Source organism: Streptomyces abikoensis, from assembly GCF_014648775.1.
GTDB classification, from domain to species: domain Bacteria; phylum Actinomycetota; class Actinomycetes; order Streptomycetales; family Streptomycetaceae; genus Streptomyces; species Streptomyces abikoensis.
This window is the reverse complement of the sequence record NZ_BMRT01000014.1, coordinates 77,529-89,446: the sequence shown is the minus strand read 5'-3', so window position 1 is coordinate 89,446 and position 11,918 is coordinate 77,529. Positions and strand designations below refer to the sequence as shown.

The following is an 11,918-nucleotide window of genomic DNA, read 5'->3' as shown; positions in this document are numbered from 1 at the left end:
GAGGAGCTCGGCTACGACGACCCGGCGGTACGTGGTCACTCCTTCGAGTTCCGGATCAACGGTGAGGACCCGGGCCGTAACTTCCTGCCCGCCCCCGGCACCGTCACCACCTTCACCCCGCCGACGGGTCCGGGTGTGCGGCTGGACGCGGGTGTGGAGTCCGGCAGCGTCATCGGCCCGGCGTGGGACTCGCTGCTGGCCAAGCTGATCGTCACGGGTGCGACGCGTGAGCAGGCGCTGCAGCGGGCGGCGCGTGCGCTGGCGGAGTTCCAGGTCGAGGGCATGGCCACCGCCATCCCCTTCCACCGCGCCGTGGTCACCGACCCCGCGTTCACCAGCGACCCGTTCCACGTCCACACCCGCTGGATCGAAACCGAATTCACCAACACGATCGAGCCTTTCGCCGCTCCGGCCGGTGCGGACGAGGACGAGCCCGAGGGCCGCGAGACGGTCGTGGTGGAGGTGGGCGGCAAGCGGCTGGAGGTCACGCTGCCGTCCTCGCTCGGCGCGGGCATCGGCCGCGCCCCGGCCGCGGGTGGCGGTGCGCGCCCCAAGCGCCGTGGGGCGAAGAAGGCGGGCGCGGCGGCGTCGGGCGACTCGCTGACCTCGCCGATGCAGGGCACGATCGTCAAGGTCGCGGTCGAGGACGGCCAGCAGGTCAACGAGGGCGACCTGGTGGTGGTCCTGGAGGCCATGAAGATGGAGCAGCCCATCAACGCCCACCGCTCCGGCACGGTGAAGGACCTGGCGGCGGAGGTGGGCGCGTCGCTGTCGTCGGGCGCGGTCATCTGCGAGATCAAGGACTGACGAACGACCGACGAGGGCGTCGGACGCGCCGGGCGGGACCGGGGAATACCACGGACCGCCCGGCGCGGCATGTCCTGTCAGTAGCCCGTGCGGGTCCTGTGGACTCCCTGTATGTTCGATGAACGTAAGTGCCGTTTATGGAGATAAGTCCGCTCTTCGGGTGAACTTTCAGAGCATATGTGTGGCGCGCTTCCCGATGCGGCATGCACTGGACATAGGGTGGTGCGCCATTTCGGCGGCCCTGGGCATCGAGAGAGCGCCGCGACTGGGAGGCCGACATGGCGACATTGTGCAGACCGGCCATCGCTGTCCCCGAGCACGTGATCACGAGGGAGCAGACCCTTGATCTCGCGCGCACCCTGCACGCCGATCACCCTCAGTTGGAGCTGGCGCTCCGGCTGATCGGCAACACGGGCGTGCAGACCAGGCACCTCGTGCAGCCGATCGAGGACACCCTCAAACACCCCGGCTTCACCGTGCGGAACGCTCGCTACGAGCGCGAGGCCAAGGCCCGTGTCCCGGCCGTCGTACGGCGGGCGCTCGACCACGCGGAGCTGACGGCGGGTGACATCGATCTGATCGTGTACGTGTCCTGTACGGGCTTCATGATGCCGTCGATGACCGCGTGGCTCATCAACACCATGGACTTCCGCAACGAGACCCGGCAGCTCCCCATCGCCCAGCTCGGCTGTGCGGCGGGCGGCGCCGCGATCAACCGCGCGCACGACTTCTGCCGGGCCTACCCCAAGGCGAACGTCCTGATCGTGGCCTGCGAGTTCTGCTCGCTGCTCTACCAGCCCACGGACCTCGGCGTCGGCAATCTGCTCTCCAACGGCCTCTTCGGCGACGCCATCGCCTGCGCGGTGGTGCGCGGCGAGGGCGGCACGGGCGTACGGATCGAGCGGAACGGCTCGCACCTGGTGCCGGACACGGAGGAGTGGATCTCCTACGGGGTGCGGGAGACGGGTTTCCACTTCATCCTGGACAAGCGGGTCCCGGGCACGATGGCCATGCTGGCCCCGGCCATGCGCGACATGGCCGAGCCGTACCAGTGGGACGTCTCCGAGCTCGACTTCTACATCGTCCACGCCGGCGGCCCCCGCATCCTGGACGACCTCAGCCACTATCTCGGCCTGGCTCCAGAAACGTTTCGCTACAGCCGCGAGACGCTCACCGAGCGTGGCAACATCGCGAGCGCCGTCATCTTCGACGCGCTGGAGCGCCTCTTCCAGGACGGCGGGGCGGACGATTCGGCCCGGGGCATCATCGCGGGCTTCGGCCCGGGCATCACGGCCGAGATCGCCCTGGGCACGTGGACGTCGGACCGCGAGCGCGTCCCGGTGGCGATGCCGCTCTCGGCGTAGGCGGGCCGAATCCAGCCCGTCCGGCAATCCAGCCCGTCCGGCGTTTGAGGACCGGGGGTCCGGGGGCGGAGCCCCCGGACCCGCTCCCGGACCCGTCAGAGGTCAGAGGTCGAACTCCGCGGGATTGATCCCGAGCGCGAAACAGACCTCGCGAACAACAGCCCGCTCCGTCTTGTCGAAGTCCCCGTCCGCCCCACCGATGACGATGCCGATCTGCACGACCGCACGCGCCTCGGTCGGCTTCTTCTGGACCTTGCCGATGGTCTGGAGAACGCTGACCTTGCCGAACTCGAAATCGGTCGACAGCTTCTGGCAGTAGTCGTTGAAACGGGCCTGGAGATCGTCGACGGGGAAGTTCCGCAGAACGTCGTTGGTGGCGATCAGCGAGGCGACGCGCTGCCGCTCGGAAGCGTCGATCGAACCGTCAGCGGCCGCCACCAGAGCGCACATTGCCATGCTCGCGTCACGGAATGCCCCGCTCTTGAGCTCGTTCTTCTTCGCCAGCAGCTGGCCCTGCATTGTCGTGGCCGAATCCTTGAGCCGGTCCCAGAGCGCCATGTGCGTAAATCTCCTTGTGAATACGGGGATGCACTGGCAGAACTGTTGAGACGGGTAAAGAAGTTCCCAAGCGGGCCTACGGGGTCAACTGGCCACGGGGTCAATTACGAGCCGCGTCGAGATGAAGTGGCTTGATCTTTCCCTCGATCATCGCGCCCAGTCCGATGACGGAACACACATCGGGATTGTCGGCGATCTGCACCATCATGCCCGTGGCCTGCTCGATCATCGTGTCCAGTCCAGGGAGACGCGCGCTGCCACCCGCGAGCATGATGCCGCGATCGGCGAGATCGGCGACCAGATCGGGCGGGCACTCGCGCAGCACCCGGCCGATCGCGTCGAGCACGGCCGTGAGCGGGCTGTGGATGGCCTCGCGGACGTGCGCGGTGTTCACGAGCACCGTGCGCGACAGCCCCGTGGCCACGTCGCGCCCGCGCACCTCCGCCTCGCAGCCCATCCGCGCCGGGTCGTAGAGCGCGAGGTGCAGCGGGTGGAGCCCCTGGGAGGGCAGCATCAGCTCGTGGACGCTGCGCAGGTGCTGGATGACGGCGTAGTCGATGGCGTCCCCGCCGATCGCCACCTTCTCGGCGGCGACGATGGCGCCGAGCGAGAGCACGGCGACCTGGGTGGAGGCGGCGCCGCACACCACGATCATCGTCGCCTCCGGCCGCTCGACGGGCAGCCCGCAGCCGACGGCGGCGGCGATGAGCGTGTCGACGAGCTCGACGCGACGCGAGCCCAGGGCGCTCAGCACCTCCACGGCCGCCCGCTGGGCGATCGGCTCGGCGTCGTGCGGCAGGCAGACGGCCGCCCGCAGCATCGGCTTGCGCCGCCAGGCCCGGCGGATCTTGTCGTTGACGAGGAAGCGCAGCATCCGCTGGGCCATGTCGATGTCGACCACCGTGCCACCGGAGATGGGCCGGACGACCTTGATGTGCTCCGGCGTCCGCCCGGCCATCCCCCCGGCCAGTGAGCCCACCGCGATCAGCGACCCCGTCCGGGAATTGACGGCCGCGAGGCTCGGCTCGTCCACGATCAGCCCGCTGTCCTTGAGATAGACGCGGGTGCGGGACGCGCCGAGGTCGACGGCGACGGTGCAACGGGAGAGCTGCTCGAGACTGAGGGTCATCACGGTCCTGCCCTGGGGTGCGCGATGGATGGGGACGTGCGGCCATCGTGCAAGGCGGCGCGCCGCGCTGCCCGCCGAAATGGGCTGCACGGGCGCATGCGCGCGCCCGAAAGAGCGGGCGGTGCGAGCGGCGGTGAGAGCAGGGGCCGAGCGGGGCCGAGCGGGGCCGAGCGCAGGCGAGCGGGGGCGGATACGGGCACCCCCGTAGCCCGTGTCCGCACCCCGGCTCACGGGAAGGAGTCTGCCAGCCCCCACTGACAATCCCCGTGACCTCGGCTTTCGCCCCGGCGCGGAGGGGCCTACGCTCGAAGATATGACCGAGCCGCTCTCCTGGCGGGTCGCCGCGGACCTCGAAGGCCGTCCGACGGACCGGTCCTGCGCCCATCTGGCGCAGACCGCGCACGAGGTGACCCCGAGCACGACGGAAGGCTGCGAGGACTGCCTGCGCATCGGGGCGACGTGGGTGCACCTCCGCGAATGCCTCACGTGCGGCCACATCGGCTGCTGTGACAGCTCTCCCCACCACCACGCGACCACTCACGCGCGTGAGAACGCCGGCCACGACGTCGCCCGGTCCTTCGAACCGGGCGAGACGTGGGCGTGGTGCTACGCGGACGAGGTGCTGCTGCTACCGCAGCCGTAGCGCCGGGCGCGACCGGTGCTACGGCGCACCCGCGGATGACGTTACGGACTGCCGGCGGAGCGCTTAGCTCCCCTTCCGCACCCCCGGCAGATACCCCGCGTGCGCCAACCCCCGCAGCGAAACCCGCGACACCCCGAACGCCCGCAGGTACCCCCGGGGCCGCCCGTCCACCGCGTCCCGGTTGCGCACCCGTGTCGCGCTCGCGTCACGCGGCTGGCCCTGCAACTCGTGCTGCGCGGCCTGTCGCGCGTCCGCCGTCGTGCGCGGATCCCGGATGACGGCCTTCAGGAGCGCCCGCCGCGCCGCGTACCGCGCGACGACGACCTTCCGGGCCTCGTTCTTCGCGATCTTGCTCTTCTTGGCCATCAGACCTTCCCTCCCCGGGCCCGGATGCGGGCAACGGCCGCCTCGACGCCGATCGCGTCGACGGTCTTGATCCCCTTCGCGCTGAGCGTGAGCCGCACGTGGCGGCCCTCGCTCGCGAGCCAGTAGCGCTTGCGCTGCACGTTGGGGTCGAAGCGGCGCGACGTGCGGCGGTGGGAGTGGGAAACGGAGTTGCCGAAGCCGGGCTTTCGCCCGGTCAGCTGGCAGTGAGCGGCAGACATGACAGAGGACCCTCCCCATCTCGGCTAATGAAAATGGAAACCATTTCTGTATAGTAGCCCCCATGCCCCGCAACGACCTACGCCCCGTCATCAAGCTCCGCTCCACCGCCGGCACTGGCCACACCTACGTGACCCGCAAGAACCGCCGTAACAACCCCGAGCGCCTCGAACTCCGCAAGTACGACCCCGTCGCCCGCCGCCACGTGACCTTCCGAGAGGAGCGCTGACCCGCCATGAAGCCCGGAATCCACCCGCCCTACGGCCCCGTCGTCTTCCGCGACCGCGCCGCCGACTTCGCCTTCCTCACCCGCTCGACGGCCACCAGCGACAAGACGATCGAGTGGGAGGACGGCAACACCTACCCCGTCGTCGACGTCGAGATCTCCTCCGCGAGCCACCCCTTCTACACGGGCACCGCCCGCGTCCTGGACACCGCAGGCCGCGTGGAACGCTTCGAACGCCGCTACGGCAACCGCAAAGGCGCGAGCTGATGCGTGAGTTGCCCGTGGTCCTCGTGGCCGGCATCCACGCCGACGCCCGCCGTGCCGTGGTCGACAGCCTCCTGCGCACCGTCCCCGGCTCCGTCACGCTCCACCACGACCTGTCGACGGCGGCGGTCACGGGCACCGTCCGCCGGACCGTGCGCGACCGCTCCGGCACGCTCGACGCCGGCGAGACGCCGCTCGTCAACGACTGCGCCTGCTGCGCCCTGCGCGAGGACCTGATCCCCGAGCTGGAGCGCCTCGCCGGGCTCGGCGTCCACCGCCTGGCCGTCGTCGAGCTGTGGGACTCCGTCGAGCCCAAGGCCATGGCGGAGGTCGTGGCCGCGCACGGCGGCCCGGACACCCGGCTCTCCGGCGTGTTCACGGCCGTCGACCCGGCCCTCGTGCTGCCGACGCTCGCGAACGGCGACGACCTTGCCGAGGCCGGGATCGCCGCGGCTCCGACCGACCGGCGCACCGTGGGCGACACCTTCGCCCGGCAGTTGGAGTACGTCTCCGTACTGGCCCTGGCGCACGGCGCCGAGCGGGCGGACGAGAGCGACCACGCCCTGCTGCGCCAACTCGCCCCCGCCGCCCGCAGTATTCCGGCCGAATCCGTGGAGCTGGCCGCCGCGGCCGTCGCCGGGTTCGACGTGGAGGCGGCCGCCGCGCGCCTCCACCCGGCGTGCGCGCTGCTGCCGCAGGCCGCCGACGCGCACGGCGTGGCCACGCTCGTCTGGCGCCGCGACCGGCCGTTCCACCCGGGCCGGCTCTACGCCGCCCTGGAGGACCTGACCTGCGCGGCGGCCCGCAGCCGGGGCAGGTTCTGGCTGGCGGACCGGCCCGACACGCTGCTGTCGTGGGACGCGGCGGGCGGCGCCCTGTGCGTCGAGAACGCCGGTCCGTGGCTGGCCGCGCTGCCGGACGCCGCCTGGGAGATGGTGCCCGCCGAGCGCCGTGTGGCCGCGGCCCTGGACTGGCACCCGGAGCACGGCGACCGCTCCCAGTACCTCACCTTCACCTCGCCCGGCCTCAACGGCGAAGAGCTGTGCTCACTGCTGGAGTCGTGCCTGCTCACGGACGCCGAGTACGCGGGCGGCCCGGCCGCGTGGCGTCGGCTGCCCCCGGCGTTCGACGGGCTCCTCGACCCGGTTTCCTGAGCCGGGTCCGCGAGCCGGGTCCGTGAACCGGTTTCCTGAGCCGGCGCCCAATCGTCCTCAGAATCTTGAATTCCCCTATTCCGGAGCGGGCCCGGACGGACGTTCGTCTTCCGCGAAGAAGTCGTGAAGTAGTGGCGGGAACACCCTGAGTGCACGTGCATCGGCTCATGCAGAGGCACATGAACGCGGCTATGATCCGGAGCAGTTGCCATCCTCGAATCCATGTTCTGCGGATGAGGGTGCCCCCTGCAATGATCCGGGAGAGTCCAGTGCCCCAGGCGTACAACGGCATGGCCGCCTCGGACATCGAAGATGTCGAATGGCGAAAGAGCCGGCACTCCAACTCCCAGGGCTCCTGCGTGGAGTTCGCCAAGCTGCCGGGTGGCGGGGTCGCCGTGCGCAACTCCCGCCACCCGGACGGTCCGGCGCTCGTGTACACACCCGCCGAGATCGAAGCCATGGTGCTGGGCATCAAGGACGGCGAATTCGACTACCTGCTGGGCGACTAACCCCGTGATCTAGTCGCGGTCGCGCGGCAGCCGGAACAGAGCCCAGACGACTTTGCCGTGCAGCGCGCCCGCCAGCGGATGCCAGCCCCACGCGTCGCTGAACGACTCGACCAGGTACAGCCCGCGCCCGCACTCGTCCCCGGCGCCGGCCTCGCCCACGACCGGACCCGACTCGCTCGGATCGCGTACCGCGCACACGAGCCGCGACGTCCAGCGCATCAGATGCAGGCGTACGGGCGTCTCGTACTCCCCGACGACCGCGAACTCCCCCGAGGAGGCCGCCGGCATGGCGTACCGCATCGAGTTGGTCACCAGCTCGCTGACGACGAGCGCCACCTCATCGAAAAGCCCGATCAGATCCCACCGGTCGAGCGTGTTCCGGGTGAATTTCCGAGCACTTCCGACCGCTTCGAAGTGGGGCGGGAGCGAACAGGAGGCGGAAGTGGAGGCTGCGGATGAGTCGATCGTGGGCAGCCCTCTCCATAAGGGGGAGAGCACAGTCGATCCTTCGGTACCCATCCGAGGCACTCCTGGCAGTCGAGTACGTGACGTGCACGTGTGCGAGCTCCATGGTTGCCAATGCGCCCGGCGGATGCAAGGGCAGATGCACGTGCACGCGGTGGATTTGGGGGCGCACAGGGGGGTTGGGGTGCAATTCTCCCTACGCCCCCTGCGGTAGAGCTCCTGCCCGTGGCTGGTCTGCGTAACCGTGCATGCACTCAACGAAGCCCGAAGATGGCAGACTTCGGCGCCGGGGGTAGCGGGGGTCGCCCTCAGAGAGGCGCGGAAACGACACACCGGAACAGGACCGGAAGAGGAAGGGTCCCAGAGATGGCCACGAGCGAGTCGAGCGGTTCCGTGGTGCGACGCATACTCCTGGGCTCGCAGCTCAGGCGGCTGCGCGAGTCGCGCGGCATCACGCGCGAGGCGGCCGGCTACTCGATCCGAGCGTCCGAGTCGAAGATCAGCCGTATGGAGTTGGGCCGGGTGAGCTTCAAGGCACGGGATGTGGAGGATCTGCTCACCCTCTACGGGGTCACGGACGGTGCCGAGCGCGAGGCCCTGCTGGGCCTCGCCCGCGAGGCCAATGTCGCCGGATGGTGGCACAGTTACGGCGATGTGCTCCCGGGGTGGTTCCAGACGTACGTGGGGCTGGAGGGCGCCGCCTCCGACATCTCGATCTACGAGGTGCAGTTCGTCCACGGCCTGCTCCAGACCGAGGGCTACGCCCACGCCGTCGTCGTACGCGGTCAGCCCAACGCCGACGAGGCGGAGATCGAGCGCCGGGTCTCGCTGCGCATGGAGCGCCAGAAGCTGCTGTTCTCCGAGCGCGCGCCTCGCTTCCACGCCGTCCTCGACGAGGCGGCCCTCCACCGCCCGTACGGTGGCGAAACGGTCATGCGCAACCAGCTCCAGCACCTCGCCGACATCTCCGAGCAGCCCAACGTGACGCTCCAGGTGATGCCCTTCGCCCACGGCGGACACGCCGCCGAGAGCGGCGCTTTCACCATGCTGCGCTTCCCCGAGTCGGACCTCTCCGACGTCGTCTACCTGGAGCAGCTGACCAGCGCGCTCTACCTCGACAAGGCCGAGGAAGTGGCCCAGTACGCCCGGGTCATGGAGCGGCTCCACGAGGACAGCCTCTCCCCGGAGAAGACCCGCGATCTGATTGCGCGGCGTCTTCAACTCCTGTGACACATCAGTACGATGACGTCTCAGCGACACGTCATGGACGCGACACTGGCGCGACGCCCTGGCGCGGCAGTGGCGCGCCATCGACGCGACATGGAGCGGCATGGAAGAGCGGTGCGCCAACGCGACGCACCTCATGACGGGCGCCCCGGGCGCCCCGCATTTCGCAGACGGGATGGCGCATGTCCGACGGCACGCACGGTTCGCACGGCACCCACGGTTCGCATGGACCGTCCAGCGGCTACGGCTCCTGTTTCGACACCCTGGCCGCCCAGTACATCGACGGCGAGTGGCGGGCCGGCACGGGCTCCTGGGACATCGTCGACTTCAACCCCTACGACGGCGAGAAGCTCGCCTCGATCACGGTCGCCGGCGTCGACGAGATCGACCAGGCGTACCGCGCCGCCGAGCGCGCCCAGCCCGGCTGGGCCGCCGTCAATCCCTACCGCCGCCGCCTGGTCTTCGAACGCGCCCTGCGCGTCATCGACGACAACGAGGCCGAACTGACCGCCGCCATCACCGCCGAGTGCGGCGGCACGGCCGTCAAGGCCGCCTTCGAGCTCCACCTGGCCAGAGAGTTCTTACGGGAGGCCATCCAGCTCGCGCTGCGCGCCGAGGGCCGCATCCTGCCCGCCCCGGACGACACCCGCGAGAACCGCCTCTACCGCGTCCCGGTCGGGGTCGTCGGGGTGATCAGCCCCTTCAACTTCCCCTTCCTCCTCTCGATCAAGTCCGTCGCCCCGGCCCTGGCCCTCGGCAACGCCGTCGTGCTCAAGCCCCACCAGAACACGCCGATCTGCGGCGGCGGCCTGGTCGCCAAGCTCTTCGAGGACGCCGGCCTCCCCGGGGGCGTCCTCAACGTCGTCGTCACCGACATAGCGGAGATCGGCGACGCGCTCATCGAGCACCCCGTGCCCAAGGTGATCTCCTTCACCGGCTCCGACAAGGTCGGCCGCCACGTCGCCACCGTCGCCGCCGCGCACTTCAAGCGGACCATCCTCGAACTCGGCGGCAACAGCGCCCTGATCGTCCTCGACGACGCGGACGTGGACTACGCCGTGGACGCCGCTGTTTTCAGTCGTTTCATCCACCAGGGGCAGGTCTGCATGGCGGCCAACCGTGTGCTGGTGGACCGGGCCGTCGAGCGTGAATTCACCGAGAAGTTCGTCGCCAAGGTACGGACCCTGAAGGTCGGCGACCCCGGCGACCCGGCTACGCACATCGGCCCCCTCATCAACTCCGGCCAGGCGGAGGCCATCACCAGCCTGGTGGACCAGACCGTCGCGGACGGCGCCACCGCTCTCGTCCGCGGCCGGACGGACGGCACCCTGGTCGGCCCCTCGGTCCTCACGGGGCTGCCGGCGGACTCCCCGATCCTGGCCCAGGAGATCTTCGGCCCCGTCGCCCTGATCATCCCCTTCGACGGCGAGGAGGAGGCGGTCCGGCTCGCCAACGCCACGCCGTACGGGCTGAGCGGTGCCGTGCACACGGGTGACGTGGAACGCGGCGTCCGGGTGGCCCGGCGGATCGACACCGGGATGATCCACGTCAATGACTCGACCGTGCACGACGAGGCGATCGTGCCGTTCGGCGGCGAGAAGCACTCGGGCGTGGGGCGGCTGAACGGCGACTCGATGGTGGAGGTCTTCACGACGACGAAGTGGATCTCGATCCAGCACGGCAGGAGCGAATTCCCCTTCTAGGACGGACTCTGACCTACATCACCCCTACGGTGTCTGTGTCGCAAGAAACAGACGAGAAGCCGACGAGAAACACAGGGGGACCCCATGCCCATCCATGTCGTCGAGAAGGACGTCACCGACGAGCGCGGCACGCTGCTGGCCTTCCTGGCGGGCCAGCGCGGCGGCCTCCGTCGCGCACTCCTGGGCCTGACGGCCGAGCAGGCGGCGTCCGTGCCGAGCGCCAGCGAGATGTCGCTGCACGCGCTCCTCAAGCACGTGATCCAGGCCGAGACCGGCTGGATCGAGTGGGCGAAGGGCAACGCGCCCAAGTCCTTCGAGGAGACGACGGAGCGCTGGCAGCAGGGCTGGCGCCCGACCGAGGAGGAGACCGTCGAGGTCCTCCTCGCCCGCTGGGACGAGGCCGCGGCGGCGACCGAGCGGTTCATCCGCTCGGTGGACCTGGAGAGCACCTTCGAGCTGCCGCCGGCCCCGTGGTTCCCGAAGGAGGCCAGCCTGTCCATGCGCTGGCTCCTGCTCCACCTCATCGAGGAGATCGCACGCCACGCGGGCCACGCCGACATCATCCGCGAGACGATCGACGGGAAGACCGCCTTCGAGCTGGTGGCCCAGGAGCAGGGCGAGGACGCCTAGGCTGGCTCGCGGCGGGGGCCGATCGAAGAGGAGACCGAGGCGAAGATGTCGGCCATCCGGCTGCTGGTCCTGGGCGCCGTCCGCCGGCACGGCCGCGCCCACGGCTACCAGGTCCGCGGCGACCTGGAAATGTGGGGCGCCCAGGAATGGTCGAGCGCCCAGCCGGGCTCGATCTACCACGCGCTCAAGGCCATGGCCAAGCAGGGCCTCCTCGTCGCCCACGACACCGCCCCCAGCGAGGCGGGCGGCCCCCCGCGCACGGAGTACGAGCTGACGGAGGCGGGCGAGGCGGAGTACTTCGCCCTGCTCCGCGCGTCCCTCGTCGCCCACGACCAGAAGACCGACGTCCTCACGGCGGGCGTCGGCTTCCTCGTCGACCTGCCGCGCGCCGAGGCCATCGCCCTCCTCCGGCAGCGCGTGGCCGCGCTGGAGGAATGGCGCGCCGACATCGACCGCCGCTGGACCCCGGCCGAGGGCGAGGACTGGGGCCACATCGCCGAGATCGGCACCCTCTGGCGCGCCCTCGCCGAGGCCCGCGAGACCTGGGCCCGCGGCCTGATCGCCCGCCTGGAGGCGGGCGCGTACGTGATGGCGGGGGAGGACGAGCCCTCCTGACTCTACGCTGGTTCCCCACTG

16 protein-coding genes are annotated in these 11,918 nt (G+C 70.1%); 11 read left to right on the top strand and 5 right to left on the bottom strand.

The annotated features are described in order from the left end of the window. Window positions 1–807, top strand: an 807-nt coding sequence (locus IE096_RS30010; protein WP_189457074.1) for a biotin/lipoyl-containing protein, incomplete at its 5' end; no start/stop codon positions are given. Between the two features lie 278 nt (window positions 808–1,085). After that, complete coding sequence (locus tag IE096_RS30005; protein ID WP_189457072.1) at window positions 1,086–2,171, top strand: type III polyketide synthase; 1,086 nt, start codon at window positions 1,086–1,088, stop codon at window positions 2,169–2,171. 102 nt (window positions 2,172–2,273) lie between these two features. Here IE096_RS30005 and IE096_RS30000 read toward each other — a convergent pair whose 3' ends face one another. Next, window positions 2,274–2,729, bottom strand: a complete 456-nt coding sequence (locus tag IE096_RS30000) for a tellurite resistance TerB family protein (RefSeq protein WP_189457070.1) — start codon at window positions 2,727–2,729, stop codon at window positions 2,274–2,276. A gap of 100 nt (window positions 2,730–2,829) precedes the next feature. Then, entirely contained in the window at window positions 2,830–3,858 is a 1,029-nt protein-coding gene (locus IE096_RS29995; RefSeq protein ID WP_189457068.1) for a rod shape-determining protein, read from the bottom strand. 313 nt (window positions 3,859–4,171) lie between these two features. Between IE096_RS29995 and IE096_RS29990 the strand changes: the two genes are divergently transcribed. Beyond that, complete coding sequence (locus IE096_RS29990; protein WP_189457067.1) at window positions 4,172–4,501, top strand: UBP-type zinc finger domain-containing protein; 330 nt, start codon at window positions 4,172–4,174, stop codon at window positions 4,499–4,501. Between the two features lie 63 nt (window positions 4,502–4,564). Here the strand turns inward: IE096_RS29990 and rpsN are convergent, their stop codons facing one another. Both rpsN and rpmB read right to left on the bottom strand, forming a co-directional pair. Next, window positions 4,565–4,867, bottom strand: a complete 303-nt coding sequence (rpsN, locus tag IE096_RS29985; protein ID WP_189457065.1) for a 30S ribosomal protein S14 — start codon at window positions 4,865–4,867, stop codon at window positions 4,565–4,567. Then, window positions 4,867–5,106: a 50S ribosomal protein L28 gene (rpmB, locus tag IE096_RS29980; protein ID WP_189457063.1), complete on the bottom strand. Its 240-nt coding sequence runs from the start codon at window positions 5,104–5,106 to the stop codon at window positions 4,867–4,869. Before rpmB ends, rpsN begins: the two co-directional genes overlap by 1 nt. A gap of 62 nt (window positions 5,107–5,168) precedes the next feature. Here rpmB and rpmG point away from each other — a divergent pair, with 62 nt between their 5' ends. The 4 genes from rpmG (at window position 5,169) to IE096_RS29960 (ending at window position 7,257) form a co-directional block, all read left to right on the top strand. Beyond that, the gene (gene rpmG, locus IE096_RS29975) at window positions 5,169–5,333 is read left to right on the top strand and encodes a 50S ribosomal protein L33 (RefSeq protein WP_189457061.1); all 165 of its coding nucleotides are present in this window, start codon (window positions 5,169–5,171) and stop codon (window positions 5,331–5,333) included. 6 nt (window positions 5,334–5,339) lie between these two features. After that, window positions 5,340–5,597 carry a type B 50S ribosomal protein L31 gene (locus tag IE096_RS29970; protein ID WP_189457059.1) on the top strand — a complete coding sequence of 86 codons (258 nt, stop codon included), beginning with the start codon at window positions 5,340–5,342 and terminating at the stop codon, window positions 5,595–5,597. Then, window positions 5,597–6,748, top strand: coding sequence for a CobW family GTP-binding protein (locus tag IE096_RS29965; protein ID WP_189457057.1), 1,152 nt, complete (start codon window positions 5,597–5,599; stop codon window positions 6,746–6,748). The genes IE096_RS29970 and IE096_RS29965 overlap by 1 nt, the downstream gene beginning before the upstream one ends. A gap of 269 nt (window positions 6,749–7,017) precedes the next feature. Further along, window positions 7,018–7,257, top strand: coding sequence for a DUF397 domain-containing protein (locus IE096_RS29960; protein WP_189457055.1), 240 nt, complete (start codon window positions 7,018–7,020; stop codon window positions 7,255–7,257). 9 nt (window positions 7,258–7,266) lie between these two features. Here IE096_RS29960 and IE096_RS29955 read toward each other — a convergent pair whose 3' ends face one another. Continuing rightward, window positions 7,267–7,776, bottom strand: a complete 510-nt coding sequence (locus IE096_RS29955) for an ATP-binding protein (protein WP_189457053.1) — start codon at window positions 7,774–7,776, stop codon at window positions 7,267–7,269. A 312-nt stretch (window positions 7,777–8,088) separates the two neighbouring features. Here IE096_RS29955 and IE096_RS29950 point away from each other — a divergent pair, with 312 nt between their 5' ends. The 4 genes from IE096_RS29950 to IE096_RS29935 all read left to right on the top strand — a co-directional run bounded on the left by IE096_RS29950 (window position 8,089) and on the right by IE096_RS29935 (window position 11,897). Beyond that, window positions 8,089–8,952, top strand: coding sequence for a Sco1979 family transcriptional regulator (locus IE096_RS29950; RefSeq protein WP_189457051.1), 864 nt, complete (start codon window positions 8,089–8,091; stop codon window positions 8,950–8,952). 179 nt (window positions 8,953–9,131) lie between these two features. Then, window positions 9,132–10,652, top strand: coding sequence for an aldehyde dehydrogenase family protein (locus tag IE096_RS29945; RefSeq protein ID WP_189457049.1), 1,521 nt, complete (start codon window positions 9,132–9,134; stop codon window positions 10,650–10,652). A gap of 84 nt (window positions 10,653–10,736) precedes the next feature. Beyond that, the gene (locus IE096_RS29940) at window positions 10,737–11,282 is read left to right on the top strand and encodes a DinB family protein (RefSeq protein WP_189457047.1); all 546 of its coding nucleotides are present in this window, start codon (window positions 10,737–10,739) and stop codon (window positions 11,280–11,282) included. A 45-nt stretch (window positions 11,283–11,327) separates the two neighbouring features. Beyond that, window positions 11,328–11,897 carry a PadR family transcriptional regulator gene (locus tag IE096_RS29935; RefSeq protein ID WP_189457045.1) on the top strand — a complete coding sequence of 190 codons (570 nt, stop codon included), beginning with the start codon at window positions 11,328–11,330 and terminating at the stop codon, window positions 11,895–11,897. The last annotated feature ends 21 nt before the right edge of the window (window positions 11,898–11,918 follow it).

Excerpts from the sequence above, each read along its gene's own strand:
- IE096_RS30005 (WP_189457072.1), top strand. The coding sequence starts at position 1,086 with ATGGCGACATTGTGCAGACCGGCCATCGCTGTCCCCGAGCACGTGATC.
- IE096_RS30000 (WP_189457070.1), bottom strand. The coding sequence starts at position 2,729 with ATGGCGCTCTGGGACCGGCTCAAGGATTCGGCCACGACAATGCAGGGC.
- IE096_RS29995 (WP_189457068.1), bottom strand. The coding sequence starts at position 3,858 with ATGACCCTCAGTCTCGAGCAGCTCTCCCGTTGCACCGTCGCCGTCGAC.
- IE096_RS29990 (WP_189457067.1), top strand. The coding sequence starts at position 4,172 with ATGACCGAGCCGCTCTCCTGGCGGGTCGCCGCGGACCTCGAAGGCCGT.
- rpsN (WP_189457065.1), bottom strand. The coding sequence starts at position 4,867 with ATGGCCAAGAAGAGCAAGATCGCGAAGAACGAGGCCCGGAAGGTCGTC.
- rpmB (WP_189457063.1), bottom strand. The coding sequence starts at position 5,106 with ATGTCTGCCGCTCACTGCCAGCTGACCGGGCGAAAGCCCGGCTTCGGC.
- rpmG (WP_189457061.1), top strand. The coding sequence starts at position 5,169 with ATGCCCCGCAACGACCTACGCCCCGTCATCAAGCTCCGCTCCACCGCC.
- IE096_RS29970 (WP_189457059.1), top strand. The coding sequence starts at position 5,340 with ATGAAGCCCGGAATCCACCCGCCCTACGGCCCCGTCGTCTTCCGCGAC.
- IE096_RS29965 (WP_189457057.1), top strand. The coding sequence starts at position 5,597 with ATGCGTGAGTTGCCCGTGGTCCTCGTGGCCGGCATCCACGCCGACGCC.
- IE096_RS29955 (WP_189457053.1), bottom strand. The coding sequence starts at position 7,776 with ATGGGTACCGAAGGATCGACTGTGCTCTCCCCCTTATGGAGAGGGCTG.
- IE096_RS29950 (WP_189457051.1), top strand. The coding sequence starts at position 8,089 with ATGGCCACGAGCGAGTCGAGCGGTTCCGTGGTGCGACGCATACTCCTG.
- IE096_RS29945 (WP_189457049.1), top strand. The coding sequence starts at position 9,132 with ATGTCCGACGGCACGCACGGTTCGCACGGCACCCACGGTTCGCATGGA.
- IE096_RS29940 (WP_189457047.1), top strand. The coding sequence starts at position 10,737 with ATGCCCATCCATGTCGTCGAGAAGGACGTCACCGACGAGCGCGGCACG.
- IE096_RS29935 (WP_189457045.1), top strand. The coding sequence starts at position 11,328 with ATGTCGGCCATCCGGCTGCTGGTCCTGGGCGCCGTCCGCCGGCACGGC.